Annotated in this window: 16 protein-coding genes; 7 read left to right on the top strand and 9 right to left on the bottom strand. The window is 59.2% G+C overall.

Annotated elements, in window-relative coordinates:
- Positions 1-12 precede the first annotated feature (12 nt).
- Entirely contained in the window at positions 13-783 is a 771-nt protein-coding gene (locus NJC38_RS24695; RefSeq protein WP_253117479.1) for a helix-turn-helix transcriptional regulator, read from the bottom strand.
- Positions 784-987: 204 nt separating this feature from the next.
- Here NJC38_RS24695 and ycaC point away from each other — a divergent pair, with 204 nt between their 5' ends.
- Complete coding sequence (gene ycaC, locus NJC38_RS24690; RefSeq protein ID WP_253117477.1) at positions 988-1614, top strand: isochorismate family cysteine hydrolase YcaC; 627 nt, start codon at positions 988-990, stop codon at positions 1612-1614.
- A gap of 290 nt (positions 1615-1904) precedes the next feature.
- Positions 1905-2486 (top strand): TIGR00730 family Rossman fold protein, encoded by a 582-nt coding sequence (locus tag NJC38_RS24685; protein ID WP_253117476.1) that lies wholly within the window; start codon positions 1905-1907, stop codon positions 2484-2486.
- A 7-nt stretch (positions 2487-2493) separates the two neighbouring features.
- Here NJC38_RS24685 and NJC38_RS24680 read toward each other — a convergent pair whose 3' ends face one another.
- Positions 2494-3162: a haloacid dehalogenase type II gene (locus tag NJC38_RS24680; RefSeq protein ID WP_253117474.1), complete on the bottom strand. Its 669-nt coding sequence runs from the start codon at positions 3160-3162 to the stop codon at positions 2494-2496.
- A gap of 28 nt (positions 3163-3190) precedes the next feature.
- The gene (locus tag NJC38_RS24675) at positions 3191-3628 is read right to left on the bottom strand and encodes a hypothetical protein (protein ID WP_253117472.1); all 438 of its coding nucleotides are present in this window, start codon (positions 3626-3628) and stop codon (positions 3191-3193) included.
- Between the two features lie 345 nt (positions 3629-3973).
- On the opposite strand from NJC38_RS24675, the gene NJC38_RS24670 reads away from it, so the two are divergent.
- Together NJC38_RS24670 and NJC38_RS24665 are read left to right on the top strand one after the other, a co-directional pair.
- A complete protein-coding gene (locus NJC38_RS24670) occupies positions 3974-4288 on the top strand; it encodes a type II toxin-antitoxin system RelE/ParE family toxin (protein ID WP_253117470.1) in 315 nt (104 codons plus the stop codon).
- A gap of 2 nt (positions 4289-4290) precedes the next feature.
- Positions 4291-4578, top strand: a complete 288-nt coding sequence (locus NJC38_RS24665) for a helix-turn-helix domain-containing protein (protein ID WP_045484689.1) — start codon at positions 4291-4293, stop codon at positions 4576-4578.
- 224 nt (positions 4579-4802) lie between these two features.
- Here NJC38_RS24665 and NJC38_RS24660 read toward each other — a convergent pair whose 3' ends face one another.
- From NJC38_RS24660 to NJC38_RS24645, 4 genes are all read right to left on the bottom strand, one after another.
- Positions 4803-5303, bottom strand: a complete 501-nt coding sequence (locus tag NJC38_RS24660) for a GNAT family N-acetyltransferase (protein WP_253117469.1) — start codon at positions 5301-5303, stop codon at positions 4803-4805.
- 250 nt (positions 5304-5553) lie between these two features.
- Positions 5554-7098, bottom strand: a complete 1545-nt coding sequence (locus tag NJC38_RS24655) for a phosphoenolpyruvate carboxykinase (protein WP_045484695.1) — start codon at positions 7096-7098, stop codon at positions 5554-5556.
- A gap of 181 nt (positions 7099-7279) precedes the next feature.
- Positions 7280-8185: an Hsp33 family molecular chaperone HslO gene (gene hslO / locus NJC38_RS24650; RefSeq protein ID WP_253117468.1), complete on the bottom strand. Its 906-nt coding sequence runs from the start codon at positions 8183-8185 to the stop codon at positions 7280-7282.
- A 73-nt stretch (positions 8186-8258) separates the two neighbouring features.
- On the bottom strand, positions 8259-8663 hold the full coding sequence (locus NJC38_RS24645) for a S4 domain-containing protein (RefSeq protein ID WP_045484701.1): 405 nt from the start codon (positions 8661-8663) through the stop codon (positions 8259-8261).
- 184 nt (positions 8664-8847) lie between these two features.
- On the opposite strand from NJC38_RS24645, the gene NJC38_RS24640 reads away from it, so the two are divergent.
- Genes NJC38_RS24640 through rimK form a run of 3 tightly spaced genes read left to right on the top strand, consistent with a single transcriptional unit; the run spans position 8848 to position 11026 of the window.
- Positions 8848-9630 carry an EAL domain-containing protein gene (locus NJC38_RS24640; protein WP_253117467.1) on the top strand — a complete coding sequence of 261 codons (783 nt, stop codon included), beginning with the start codon at positions 8848-8850 and terminating at the stop codon, positions 9628-9630.
- A gap of 50 nt (positions 9631-9680) precedes the next feature.
- Complete coding sequence (locus tag NJC38_RS24635; protein ID WP_173426710.1) at positions 9681-10124, top strand: ATP-dependent zinc protease; 444 nt, start codon at positions 9681-9683, stop codon at positions 10122-10124.
- Positions 10121-11026: a 30S ribosomal protein S6--L-glutamate ligase gene (gene rimK / locus NJC38_RS24630; RefSeq protein WP_045484710.1), complete on the top strand. Its 906-nt coding sequence runs from the start codon at positions 10121-10123 to the stop codon at positions 11024-11026. The genes NJC38_RS24635 and rimK overlap by 4 nt, the downstream gene beginning before the upstream one ends.
- A gap of 123 nt (positions 11027-11149) precedes the next feature.
- Here the strand turns inward: rimK and NJC38_RS24625 are convergent, their stop codons facing one another.
- Positions 11150-12460 (bottom strand): ATP-binding protein, encoded by a 1311-nt coding sequence (locus NJC38_RS24625; protein ID WP_045484713.1) that lies wholly within the window; start codon positions 12458-12460, stop codon positions 11150-11152.
- A 144-nt stretch (positions 12461-12604) separates the two neighbouring features.
- Positions 12605-13345: a two-component system response regulator OmpR gene (gene ompR, locus NJC38_RS24620; protein WP_045484716.1), complete on the bottom strand. Its 741-nt coding sequence runs from the start codon at positions 13343-13345 to the stop codon at positions 12605-12607.
- Between the last annotated feature and the right edge of the window lie 152 nt (positions 13346-13497).

The following is a 13497-nucleotide window of genomic DNA, read 5'->3' as shown; positions in this document are numbered from 1 at the left end:
TTTCAGGTGTAGTTATGAATCCCTCCCATACTGCGAAGGCGCCACCCCCAGTTCCCGACGGAACATGTCGCTGAAGCTGCTTGGTGAGTAGCCCAGGCGGTGGGCGATGCTGCTGACGGTATGGCCCTGGATCAGGCTGGCTACGGCGGTGGCCAGTTGAACCTGGCGACGCCATTCGGCAAAGCCCATACCCAGAGCAGCCTGGAACAGGCGGGCCAGGGTGCGCACGCTGGCACCGGCGTTCTCTGCGTGTTGCTCAAAAGGGATGTCCAGCGAGGGTTCGTCAATCACCGCCTGACAGAGGTTCATCAGGCGGCGGTCGGCGCCGTCCGGCATGGGGATGCGGATCAGTGAACGGCGGGCGCGGGCCAGTTCGAGCAACGCCAGATTGACCAGGGCATCGTAGTAATCAGGTTCAGCTTCACGGTCCAGCGCGACCAGACTGATGATCAGCTCGCGCAGCAGGCTGCCCACTTCGAACACCTGCACGGTCTTTTCAAGAGTCAGGGCAATGGCCGGGCGCAGGTAGATATTGCGCATTTCCAGATCCGAGACCACACGAATGCCATGCTCGACACCCGGCGGCAACCAGACCGCGCGTTGAGGTGGGACCAGCAGCGCCTCCCGAGGCGTCTCGACCCACATCACGCCTGACGAGGCATACAGCACCTGGCCCCATACATGCTGGTGCGGCTCGATATACAGCCCGCGCGGGTAGGTGCGCGCCAGCGGCTGAACGGGAATCGCGGTGTCGGTCAGGTCAGGCGGTGCGGCAAGGGCCATGGAAGTTATCGCAGCCAGTGAACAATGACGCATGGTAACCAAAATTCTGACAGCACTCGTCATCTGACCATTCGATTGTCTCTCTCAGGGTGACAGTAAAACGCTTTTCAACCGATTTATCCCGTCCAGGTAAATCCTTAATCTGTGTCCAAGTTGAACGCAACGCCACTTACCCCACAACTTCTCAGATAAAGGATCTACCCCATGGCCAACTTTACCTACAACCGCCTGAACAAAGACGACGCTGCTGTACTGCTGATCGACCACCAGACCGGCCTGATCTCGCTGGTGCAGGACTTCTCGCCCAACGAGTTCAAGAACAACGTGCTGGCGCTGGGTGACCTGGCCAAATTCTTCGAGCTGCCAACCATCCTCACCACCAGCTTCGAGCAAGGCCCCAACGGCCCGCTGGTGCCGGAGCTCAAAGAGCAGTTCCCGGATGCGCCGTACATCGCCCGCCCTGGCCAGATAAACGCCTGGGACAACGAAGACTTCGTCAAGGCGATCAAGGCCACCGGCCGCAAGCAACTGATCATCGCCGGTGTCGTCACCGACGTGTGCGTGACCTTCCCGGTGCTGTCGGCCCTGGAAGAAGGTTTTGAAGTGTTCGTGGTGACCGATGCTTCCGGCACCTTCAATGAAACCGTGCAACAGGCCGCGTGGAACCGCATGAGCCAGGCCGGCGCCCAACTGATGAACTGGTTCTCGGTGGCGTGTGAGCTGCACCGCGACTGGCGCAACGATATCGAAGGCTTGGGTAACCTGCTGAGCCAGCGTATTCCCAACTACCGCAACCTGATGAACAGCTACTCGGCGCTGACTGCGCGCTGAGTCCAATGCAACTCGGTTAAAAGCACAAATCTCGGTAGGAGCGAGCGTGGTCTGGGCGGCACACCGACGAAGACGGCGGTACATTCGCAGCGGTTGCTGTGACTTTACCGGCCCTTTCGCGACCAAGGTCGCTCCTACAGTGGGCATGCGTGTCTAAGTGAATGTATTGCGGCTAAAGCCCCTCGGTAGCGGCTTTAGCCTTTATCCCGCATTTGGCCGATAACCTTTCATCAACCGCTATCCTTGTGACACCCTGTTCACCAGCCATGGCTACAGAAAGGAATGCCCTGATGCGTCTGTGTGTGTTTTGCGGTTCGAGTGCCGGCAGCGACCCGGTGTATATGGATCAGGCGACCCGTCTGGGTGAAGCGCTGGCCCGTGCGGGTATTGGCCTGGTGTATGGCGGGGCGTCGGTGGGCCTGATGGGCGCAGTGGCTGATGCCGCATTGGCCAATGGCGGTGAAGTGATCGGTGTGATCCCCCAGGCGCTAAAGCAGAAAGAGATCGCCCACCCTGGCCTGCAGGACTTGCGTGTGGTCAATTCCATGCACGAACGCAAAGCGCTGATGGCCGAATTGTCAGACGGCTTCATCGCCATGCCGGGCGGCGTCGGCACCCTCGAAGAGCTGTTTGAGGTGTGGACCTGGGCGCAGCTTGGCTACCACGAAAAACCTTGCGCGCTGTTCAACGTGCACGGCTTCTATGATGGCCTGTCAGCCTTCCTGACGCATGTGGTGAACCAGTCCTTTCTCAAGGATGAACATCGCCAGATGGTGATCGTCAAAGACGATGTCGCCGGGCTGCTTGAGGCCATCGAGAACTACCAGCCGCCCAAAGTGGTGAAGTGGATCAAGAAGGATGAGCAGACTTAACAGCCAGTTAAAGCCCCAGCAACCCCGGCAGCTCACTGATATCGCTGATCTGTCGGTAGCCATAGATGCTGTTGGCCGGCTGTTCGTGCCCGCGCGCGACAAATACCTTATGGGTGATGTTCATGTCGTGGGCAGGAAACAGGTCGTAGCGAAAGCTCGATGACACATGCAGCACGTCCTGCGGGCCACAGCCCAGGTTATCCAGCATGAACTCGAACGCTGCCAACCGCGGCTTGTAAGCCTGCGCCTGCTCGGCGGTGAAGACCTTGTGAAACGGCGCACCGAGTTTGCCGACGTTGGACATGATCTGACTGTCGCTGGCGTTAGAGAAGATCACCAACGGAATTTCGTTCGCGATTTTCGCCAGCCCGGCAGGCACATCAGGATGCGGCCCCCACTCGGGTATCGCATCGTAAAGTGCCTGGCCTTCACCCCGGTAGTCGATACCCCAGCGCTTGCAGGTACGGGCCAGGGCTTGCTTGATGATCTGATCATAAGGCACCCACTCACCTTTGACCTGATCGAGGCGGTAGGCCGCGAAGTCCTTGATGAATGCGTCCATACGCTCGACAGGCACCCGGTCAGCGAACATCTGCCGGGTCATGGGGCTCATCTGAAAGTGCGTCAGCGTGCCGTAGCAGTCGAAGGTGACGAATCTGGGGCGTAGAACGCTCATGGTCAGAACTCCTTGCAAGGCCTGGCGGCTATTTCCCGGACTGCTCCAGGTAGTCAGTAAGAAAGTGCTGAGCATTGCCCTGGCTGGACAGTCCCTCGTCATAGCCCACCGAAGCGGTCTGCGCTTCGCCCGGCAGATACAGCTCGCCATAGTTGCCCTGAACGATCAGCGCGACATACTTCTTGCCATCAACTTGCGTCGAATAGCGGGTGTCCTTGCTGGTCTTCTCGACTGTCATCTGCTGGATGCGCTTGTCCCAGTCGTGATCAACACCCTCGATCTGCACCAGCGCCTGGTTGGCCGAACGCTCGGCATAGCGCAGCGTCCACACCTTCACCCCTTGCGTGCCCGAGTAAGCCACCACCCGGTCAGCAACCTGCGGCCGCGCCGTATCGTTATCAGCCATCGCACCCGTGGCGATGCACAAGCCCAGCATCAGCGCTGCCCAGTTCCTTGTTACCAACATCGTTGTCGTCCTTCTATTGCGGAAAATATGCTTAGCCAGATGGGACAGCGTTGCTGGAGAAAAGCTCCGTATGAGGTCTTTAGACACCTGTGAGTTGCGACTCGCATCAAGCAAACTGCGGCCCGACCTTCGAGCCCCTGAAAGACTACATCTTGCTAAGTTTTTTCTTATCTAAACATAGGCATTTCCTACGTTTATAGCTGCCTCTTCATCTGTCACAGCTTTCAGCCGCCCTCTAATATCCATTTCTCTGGAAAAGAGCCTTCAGGGCTATTGAGCAGCACACACCTATTCTCCTGCGGCAGCTCGCACTTCAAAAGGTACGCCAGAGGCGTATACTCGTATATGATTTTTATCGAGACACCTGTATTTACAAAGCGCGCTAAAGAACTGCTTGAAGACGCAGAGTACGATGATCTACTGAAGGACCTCCTAAAAAACCCCTCAAAGGGCGTGTTGATTGAGGGAACCGGGGGTATCCGAAAGATTCGCGTCGCCTCAAGAGGTCGCGGCACACGTGGCGGTGCAAGGGCTATCTACTATCACTTCGTTTCAGCGTCCAGGATCGCCATGCTTATGATCTATGCGAAGAATGAAAAACACGATCTGAGCTCGGACGAACGAAAAGCATTGAAAACCATCATCGACGGATGGAGTTAACCATGAGCAAATTTTTCGATGAATTAATGGAAAGCGTCCAGCAAATGGATGGGATCATTCGTGGAGAAAAAGCAGCGTCGCGCGAGTTCACGGTGGACGCACTGCAGGTCAAAGAGATACGCCGCTCAACCGGCCTGTCTCAAGCGAAATTCGCTGCAATGATCGATGTGCAGATAGGCACGTTGCGTAACTGGGAACAGGGCCGTCGTGAGCCCGCAGGACCTGCACGTGCACTACTGAAAGCTATTCACAACGATCCCCAGAACGTTCTCAAGGCCCTTGCTGGCTGAGCATGGGCTTCAGGATTTTCGCTCTGCACAATCAGTTCTCAAGAATTAATGCCGATCAGTTAAGCGATTTCGGACCTGGCCAGGTCCCGGTGGGAGCCGACCTTGGTCTGGGCGGCACGCCAACGAAAGGGCCAGTAAAACCGCTACATCTGTTGTGGATGTAATGCCGCTTTCACGAGCGAGCTCGTTCCCACAGAACCCGCGCTGCCCTTGGCTGATCGGCATCAGTTCTCAAGAACCCGCTTATAGAACTTGCTATCCACCGCCATCAACGGAAAGCTCGCCGGCAAGCTGTCCTTGGCCACCTCTATGAAACCGTGCTTTTCATAGAAACGGTGGGCCGCGAGGAATTTGTCGGTGGTGCCCAGCAAGACCTCTTTCACGCCTTTACTCCTGGCGCCTTCGAGCAACTCGGCCAACAGCTTCGCAGCCACGCCCAATTCACGACCGCGATAAGCTGCGGCCACGAACATCTTGCGCAGGGCGGCCTGGCCTTGGCCGATGTCTTTGAGGCCAATGGTGCCAACCACCGTACCAGCCTGCTTCGCGACCCAGAAATCACCGGTGCCGCGCTGGTAGAAATCCACAATAGCAGCAAGGTCTGGCTGATCTGCTGCAGTGATGGCGATGCCGAACTCCTGCTGCTGGATCGGCACGATGACATCGATCACGCCTTGTTGGTCCTGGGGTTGAAAACGCTGGATCTGGATGCTGGAGGTCGTCAAAGGTCTGTCCTGCTGCTCGCCGAGTGAGTGAAAAGCATTGTTTCAGAGCTTTTACTGTCGCCGCAAATGAACAAAGACACCCTTTGAAATGGGCTGAAATTCAGACCGGAAAAAAGTTTGTTTAATTACGACATGTAGTTTTCAGCGTGCGACACAGCAGGCGCTCAGAGGCGTCAGACCCTCGCTGCAGAGAAGCTTGTCTCATAAAAAAACCGCCCCGAAGGGCGGTTTCTTGTTAAGCCAGCTGAAATTACAGCTGTGGACCGGCCGCCTTGATGGCGTCGCTCACCTCGAACTTCTTGAAGTTCTCGATGAACAGGCCAGCCAGGCCTTTGGCCGCCTGGTCGTAGGCCGCTTTGTCTTCCCAGGTGTTACGTGGGTTGAGCAGAACGGTTTCGACACCTGGAACGACTTTAGGTACGTCCAGGTTGATGATGTCCAGGTGCTCGGTCTCGGCACCGATCAGCGCGCCGCTCTGAATCGCTGCAATCACGCCACGAGTGGTCGGGATGTTGAAGCGCTTGCCGACACCGTAGCCACCGCCGGTCCAGCCGGTGTTGACCAGATAGACCTTGGAGTTGAAGCCACGGATACGCTTGATCAGCAGCTCAGCGTAAACGCCAGCCGGACGCGGGAAGAACGGTGCGCCGAAGCAGGTGGAGAAGGTCGACTTGATGCCGGCGCCCGAACCCATTTCAGTCGAGCCAACCAGTGCGGTGTAGCCGGACAGGAAGTGATAGGCAGCCTGCTCTTCGCTGAGGATCGACACGGGCGGCAGTACGCCGGTCAGGTCGCAGGTCAGGAAGATCACCGCGTTGGGCTCGCCGCCCAGGTTCTTCGGTGCGCGTTTTTCGATCAGCTCGCGCGGGTAGGCCGCACGGCTGTTCTGGGTCAGGCTGTCGTCGGCGTAGTCGGCTTTCTTGGTGGTCGGGTCCAGCACCACGTTTTCCAGGACGGCGCCGTGCTGGATGGCTTTCCAGATGACGGGCTCGTTCTTCTCGGACAGGTCGATGCACTTGGCATAGCAACCGCCTTCGATGTTGAACACTACGCCCTCGCCCCAACCGTGCTCGTCGTCACCGATCAGGTAACGGCTTTCGTCGGCCGACAGGGTGGTCTTGCCGGTGCCGGACAGGCCGAAGAACAGGGTCACGTCGCCCTCTTCGCCCATGTTGGCCGCACAGTGCATTGGCAGCACGTCAGCTTCAGGCAGCAGGAAGTTCTGCACCGAGAACATGGCTTTTTTCATTTCACCGGCGTAACGCATGCCAGCGATCAGAACCTTCTTGGCCGCGAAGTTGATGATCACGGTGCCGTCGGAGTTGGTGCCGTCACGCTCTGGCTCACAGACGAACCAAGGGGCGTTGAAGATCTGCCACTCGTCCTTGGCGCCTTCGTTGTACTGCTCAGGGTTGATGAACAGGCAACGGCCGAACAGGTTGTGCCACGCGGTCTCGGTGGTCATCTTGACCGGCAGATAGTGAGCGGGGTCAGAACCGACATGGACATGAGAAACAAAACGCTCGCGCTCGCCCAGGTAGGCGCCAACGCGGTCCCACAGCGCGTCGAACTTGTCGGCCGGGAACTTGCGGTTGATCGGGCCCCAGGCAATAGCGTCCTGAGTACCTGGCTCTTCAACGATGAAACGGTCCACCGGAGAGCGACCAGTACGGTGGCCGGTTCTCACTACCAGTGCGCCAGTGTCGGCGAGTTCGCCTTCGCCACGGGCAAGGGCTTCCTTGACCAGGTCGTCGATGCTCAGGTCGGTGTACACAGCGTTCTTGGTTTGCGTCATGAGGGTCCCCATCGGCGGAATGCCGAGTGTTCCAAACGGTTTTTGTAGTAAAAAAACAAGCACTACTACAGCCAAAAGTGGGCCGGATTATGCCAGAAATGCCCGGAAATGATAGAACCCTCCGGTCAGAACGTTATGAACGTGCTTGATCGTGTTCTGGAGGGTTCTATCGCCAGCAAAGTCAGTGGCGAGTAGTGGACGGCGAGTCGACGCCACCACCAGCAAACAGCTGAGTGACATCCGTGGAGTCGAACAGATAGCGTTCGTTACAGAACTGGCAGTCGATCTCGATGGCTCCGCCGTGCTCCTTGACCAGCTGCTGGGCGTCTTGCTCGCCCAGGCTGATCAGGGCGCTGCCGGAGCGCTCGCGTGAGCAACTGCAGCGGAAAGTGATCGGCTGCGTGTCAAACAGTCGCACCTGCTCCTGGTGATAGAGGCGGTGCAGCAGGGTCTCGTTATCAACCCCCAGCAGCTCTTCATCGCTCAGGGTATTGGCCAGGGTGACAACATGCTCCCAACTGGCAGCGCGCTCATCGGCATCGGTGATGCGCGCAACCGGCAGTTGTTGCAGCAAAAAGCCACGGGCGTTCTGGCCGTCGGCCTTGAGCCAGAAGCGCGTGCCAAGCTGCTCGGACATCACAAAGTAGCTCGACAGGCTTGCCGACAGATCGACACCGTCCAGCGCCACAATGCCCTGGTAGCGCTTGCCGTGCCGTGGATCGATGGTCATGGCCAGCGAGCCATCGGGCATCAGTTGCTGCAAACCGGTGGTTGCATCAGTAATCAGCGCCTCGTCATAGCGGGCAATGCCGCGCAGTTCACGTTCGCTGGAGCATTCGACCATCAACAGCGGCACTGCGCCGCTGGAGCGCGCCTGCAGGGTCAGCAGGCCGTCGAACTTCAAGGTGCCGACCAGCAGCGCCGCCGCAGCCATCAGTTCGCCCAACAGACGCGCGACAGGCGCCGGGTACGGATGCCGGGCCAGCACTTCAGCGTAACTGCTGTGCAGGGCGACCAGTTCGCCGCGAACATCGCTCTCGTCAAAGATGAAGCGCTGGGTGAAGTCTTTTACAGGGGATTCAGACATAAAAGGGATAGGTTCTGATCAGAGTGAATGGCCAACAGTTTACCAGCAGAACCGGCATGCAACTGAAACCGGCTCAACCGCCCGAGCTGTCATGAAAGCGATCCAGTTGCCGACGTTGCTTCTTGTTCGGGCGCCCGTCAGTCATCACGCTCAGATTGCCGGCCTTGCGCTGGGCAGCCGCCGCCTCGCGATTGGCGATGCTTTGCGCGGTTTCGCGGTACAGGGCCTGGGCCTCGGGCGCGCCGCGCCGGACCACCGACAGCGCCTCGACCACCACGGTCCGTTCGTCAAAACCGGTACGGATCTGGAATTCATCGCCTACACGCGGTTCTTTGCCGGGCTTGCAACGTTCGCCCCGGCAGTGCACCTTGCCACTCTCGATCGCTGCCTTGGCCAGGGCACGGGTCTTGTAGAAGCGTGCCGCCCATAGCCATTTGTCGAGACGAACCTTGTCGTCGTCTTCTGCCTTTTGCGCCATCTGAATTTCTCATCTGCATGGCAATCTGAAGCATAACCAGGCCTGATACCTGAGCGCTCGCCACGATTACCGGCGTTATTGGATCTGGGTCAGCAACGAACATGAAGTAACCGAACCCGGCTTGTCAAAACCACTCATCAAGAATCTGATAGAGCCGCCCACCCTGTGCCCGCTGGAGGATGTCATGACAAAGTTTCCGGATTCATTGACAGCCCCAAGACGCGGTTGTCAGGGGTGCACTGGCAGTCCAGCTCTGGGCTTCGGCTTTGAGTATGCCTACCAACCGATCGTCGACCTGCGTGATCACTCAGTGTTCGCCCATGAAGCGTTGATACGCGGCCCCAATGGCGAGAGCGCACAAAGCGTGCTCGCTCAGGTCAACGACCAGAATCGCTACCGCTTCGACCAGAGTTGCCGTACCGCCGCTATCGCCGGCGCCGCCAGCATTGGAATGACCGAGCGCCTGTCGATCAACTTTCTGCCCAACGCGGTCTATCGGCCGGAGCTGTGCATCCGCAGCACCCTGGAGGCGGCGCGGCAGCACAATTTTCCGCTGGACAGGCTGATCTTCGAAACAGTCGAAGTCGAACATGTGGACAACGTGAAGCATTTGCAGAATATTCTGCGCGAGTATCAGGCGTTCGGCTTCATGACCGCCATCGACGACTTTGGCGCAGGCTATGCTGGGCTCAAGCTGCTGGCGGATTTTCAACCCGACCTGATCAAGCTCGACATGGACCTGATTCGTGGCATTCATCTCGACCGGCCCCGTCAGGCCATTGCCCGTGCGGTGCTCAGCATGTGCACAGAGCTCAATATCATGGTGATTGCCGAAGGCATCGAGCATGTGGAGGAAAGAGACTTTCTCGCCGATTGCGGCGTTTTTCTGATGCAGGGTTACTGGTTTGCCAAACCTGCGTTCAAAGCCATGGCCCAGATTCGTCCCGAGGCCTGGCAGAAGTCCTGAGTAGTACGGAAATCGCCTTGAAGACATTCGATCATCTGACAGTAATCGGCCTGCGCGAGTGGGTGGCGCTGCCCGATCTGGGGGTAGCCGGCCTGCGGGCAAAAATCGACACCGGGGCCAGCACTTCAAGCCTGCACGCCACCGAGATCGAGCCTTTTGAACGCGACGGCCAGAAATGGGTGCGCTTCAACGCGCACCTGGGCACGGTGGTGCAGTTGCGTCACCGACGCTGTGAAGCACCGTTGGTGGCCATGAAGACCATCAAGAGCTCCAACGGCCATGCACAGGTCCGTTACGTGATACGGACCACCCTGGCTTTGGGTGATCGCGTCTGGCCGGTGGAATTCACCCTGGCCTGTCGCAAGTCGATGCGTTATCGGCTGCTTTTGGGTTCCAACGCTCTGATCGACGGCCAACTGGTGGTCAATCCGGGCATTACATACGTACAAGACAAGCCGGTGTTCCCGGCCTCTACTCCCTCAGGTGCTGCATGAAGATCGCTGTGCTTTCGCGTAACCCGCGTCTGTATTCCACCCGCCGCCTGGTTGAAGCCGGTATCGAGCGCGGCCATGAAATGGTGGTGATCGACACCCTGCGCGCCTACATGAATATCGCCAGCCACAAGCCGCAGATTCACTATCGCGGCAAGCCGCTGGAAGGCTTCGATGCGGTGATTCCACGCATTGGCGCCTCGGTGACGTTCTATGGTTGTGCAGTGCTGCGCCAGTTCGAAATGATGGGTGTGTTCCCGCTCAACGAATCAGTGGCAATCGCCCGTTCCCGAGACAAGCTGCGCTCTTTGCAGTTGTTGTCGCGGCGCGGCATTGGCCTGCCGGTCACCGGCTTTGCCCACTCACCAGACGACATTCCCGACCTGATCCGGATGGTCAACGGTGCACCGCTGGTGATCAAGGTACTGGAAGGCACCCAGGGGATCGGCGTGGTGCTGTGTGAAACCGTGTCGGCCGCCGAGTCGGTGATCGAGGCGTTCATGGGCCTCAAGCAGGACATCATGGTCCAGGAATACATCAAGGAAGCCGGTGGCGCGGATATCCGCTGCTTCGTGGTCGGCGACAAGGTCATCGCCTCGATGATGCGCCAGGCCAAGGCCGGCGAATTCCGCTCCAACCTGCACCGGGGCGGCACCGCCAGCCTGATCAAGATCACCCCTGAAGAGCGCATGACCGCCCTGCGCGCCGCCAAGGTCATGGGCCTGTCAGTGGCCGGCGTCGATATCTTGCGTTCCAATCACGGCCCGCTGGTGATGGAGGTGAACTCCTCACCGGGCCTGGAAGGCATCGAGACCACTACCGGCAAGGACGTCGCCGGGATGATCATCGAACACCTGGAGAAAAACAGCGGCCCCAACCTGACCCGCACCAAGGGCAAGGGCTGAGACAGGACCGACACGGGGCCAGCGTAGGACCGGCGTAGGACCGGCGTAGGACCGGCTTCAGCCGGGAAGCTTTTATTCCCCACGGCTATGGGTGAAGGAAAAGCTTCGGGGCTGAAGCCCCTCCTACACCGCGTCGCGGGGCAGCATCAGGCCCAGCGGCAGGCGGACACGAGCTTCCAGGCCGCCGCCGGAGCGGTTGCGCAGTTCTACGTTGCCGCCGTGCATCGCCGCGATACGTTTGACGATGGCCAGCCCCAGGCCAGTGCCCTTGCCGCTGCGAGCGCGGTCGCCGCGGATGAACGGGTTGAAGATGATTTCCAGCTCCGACGGGTCAATACCCGCACCCCGGTCCAGAACGCTGAGCACGACATAAGGGGCACCGTTATCGCCCGAGACGTAGGCTGCCACTTCGATGCCGGTGCCGGCATGGTGCATGGCGTTGCCGATCAGGTTGGTCAGCAGACGCTTCATCGACAGCCGCCGCAAGGCGAACGGCGGGATCGGCTCCAGGCATACCCGAATATGCTCATCGTCGCTGTTGAACGGCTCGACCACTTCACGCACCAAGTGGCCAAGATCGACCTCTTCAACCTCTTCGTCGCGTCCGTCACGAATGAACGCCAGAAACTGGTCGAGAATCGCGTCCATGTCTTCGATGTCGCGGACCATGCCGTCCAGAAACTCGTTCTTTTCGCTCATTTCCAGCGCCAGGCGCAGGCGGGTCAGCGGTGTCCGCAAGTCATGGGAAACCCCGGCCAGCATCAGCTCACGCTCCTGACCGGCCTGCTCAACGTCTTCAGCCATCTGGTTGAAGGCGCGATACACCTCGGTCATTTCGCTCGGTGTATCGCTGATCGGCAGCCTTACGCTGCGCCCCTTGCCAAGCTGGCGGGCGGCAAACACCAGGCGTTTGAGCGGCTGGTTGAGCTGGCTGACGAAGATCCAGGCCGAGGCGGTGGAGAGCAAGCCGATGGCCAGGAACCAGCCCAGCACGCTCCAGATTTTCTGGCCGCGCAGCGGGTGTGGATAGAGCGGCACCTTGAGCCAGCCATCCCCCAGGCTCGGCGCGCGCACCCACAGCGCCGGCGGCGCGTGGACGCGCAGGCGCACCTCGGTGTCTTCGCCCAGTTCAGCCTGCATCTGGCGCTGATAGATTTCGCTGTAGGGCCAGTGTTGCTCACCCTCGGGCACCCCGCCGCCGACCACCCGGATCAAACCGGCCGCCTCGGCAATGGCTTCCCGATCGTCTTCGTTGGCTGCCCAATAGGCGCGCAGGGTCAGCGCCACGCCGTGGCTGTACTGACGGTCGACCAGCACATCCTCGTTCATCAGCAGGTAGACCAGGGTCAGCGCCTTGGAAAACAGCACGACGATCAGCACCAGCCAAAGGGTGCGCGAGAAGAAGCTTTGCGGAAACCACAGCGGAGTCTTCATAGGTGCAGCGTTCACACTTTGCAGGGCGAGACAGGCTCGCGGTTTCTGTCAATTGAAACGACCGTTGCGCAAAGCCAAAAACGCCGATAACCCTTTACAGGGCTATCGACGCATCAACGGTTTCGCGAAACGGGCAGTGAGCTGTCAGCGAGCGCCGCTGCCGTCCGGTACAAATACATACCCCACACCCCAGACAGTCTGGATGTAGCGAGGCTTGGACGGGTCCGGCTCGATCAGGCGGCGCAGACGGGAAATCTGCACGTCGATGGAACGCTCAAGGGCATCCCACTCGCGGCCACGGGCCAGGTTCATCAGCTTGTCACGGGTCAGCGGCTCGCGGGCATGCATGACCAGCGCCTTGAGTACCGCAAACTCACCGGTGGTGAGCATGTGCACTTCATCGCCGCGCTTGAGCTCGCGGGTTGCCAGCGACAGTTCGTAGTCACCGAAGGTGACCGACTCTTCTTCACTGCCAGGCGCACCAGGAACGGCAGGCGCCTGGCGACGCAGGACAGCCTTGACCCGTGCCATCAGTTCGTCAGGGTTGAACGGTTTGGCCAGGTAGTCGTCGGCACCCAGCTCCAGGCCCTTGATGCGGCTCAGCTCATCACCCTTGGCGGTCAGCATGATGATCGGCACCTGATTATTCGCCGCGCGCAGCCGGCGGCAGGCGGAAAGGCCGTCTTCACCAGGCAGCATCAGGTCGAGCACCACAAGGTTGAACACCTCACGGGACAACAGGCGGTCCATTTGCTCGACATTGGCTACGGCGCGGGCGCGATAGCCCTTGCTGGTGAAAAAACGCTCCAGCAGGCTGCTCAACCCTGGGTCATCATCGACGATCAGGATTTTTTCGCCTTCGGCATTAAGTGCAGTGCTGCTCATCGGATGCTCCTATATTCACGGGGCGCATTATGGCGTAGCCGGGATGATGCGCATCGTGCGCATTGTTAGCAGATTTTACCGGATGCAGGATAAATGCTGGTGCCTGAACGCCAACAGATGATGCTGTGCATCGTCCAAATCCCCTAACGGGG

It is taken from the genome of Pseudomonas sp. 21LCFQ010, from assembly GCF_024129905.1.
Classification (GTDB): Bacteria; Pseudomonadota; Gammaproteobacteria; order Pseudomonadales; family Pseudomonadaceae; genus Aquipseudomonas.
The sequence above is the reverse complement of the archived record's forward strand: the minus strand, read 5'-3'. Positions and strand labels throughout refer to the sequence as shown.

Coding starts and splice junctions, on each gene's coding strand:
- NJC38_RS24695 (WP_253117479.1), bottom strand. CDS start 783: ATGGCCCTTGCCGCACCGCCTGACCTGACCGACACCGCGATTCCCGTT.
- ycaC (WP_253117477.1), top strand. CDS start 988: ATGGCCAACTTTACCTACAACCGCCTGAACAAAGACGACGCTGCTGTA.
- NJC38_RS24685 (WP_253117476.1), top strand. CDS start 1,905: ATGCGTCTGTGTGTGTTTTGCGGTTCGAGTGCCGGCAGCGACCCGGTG.
- NJC38_RS24680 (WP_253117474.1), bottom strand. CDS start 3,162: ATGAGCGTTCTACGCCCCAGATTCGTCACCTTCGACTGCTACGGCACG.
- NJC38_RS24675 (WP_253117472.1), bottom strand. CDS start 3,628: ATGTTGGTAACAAGGAACTGGGCAGCGCTGATGCTGGGCTTGTGCATC.
- NJC38_RS24670 (WP_253117470.1), top strand. CDS start 3,974: ATGATTTTTATCGAGACACCTGTATTTACAAAGCGCGCTAAAGAACTG.
- NJC38_RS24665 (WP_045484689.1), top strand. CDS start 4,291: ATGAGCAAATTTTTCGATGAATTAATGGAAAGCGTCCAGCAAATGGAT.
- NJC38_RS24655 (WP_045484695.1), bottom strand. CDS start 7,098: ATGACGCAAACCAAGAACGCTGTGTACACCGACCTGAGCATCGACGAC.
- hslO (WP_253117468.1), bottom strand. CDS start 8,185: ATGTCTGAATCCCCTGTAAAAGACTTCACCCAGCGCTTCATCTTTGAC.
- NJC38_RS24645 (WP_045484701.1), bottom strand. CDS start 8,663: ATGGCGCAAAAGGCAGAAGACGACGACAAGGTTCGTCTCGACAAATGG.
- NJC38_RS24640 (WP_253117467.1), top strand. CDS start 8,848: ATGACAAAGTTTCCGGATTCATTGACAGCCCCAAGACGCGGTTGTCAG.
- rimK (WP_045484710.1), top strand. CDS start 10,121: ATGAAGATCGCTGTGCTTTCGCGTAACCCGCGTCTGTATTCCACCCGC.
- NJC38_RS24625 (WP_045484713.1), bottom strand. CDS start 12,460: ATGAAGACTCCGCTGTGGTTTCCGCAAAGCTTCTTCTCGCGCACCCTT.
- ompR (WP_045484716.1), bottom strand. CDS start 13,345: ATGAGCAGCACTGCACTTAATGCCGAAGGCGAAAAAATCCTGATCGTC.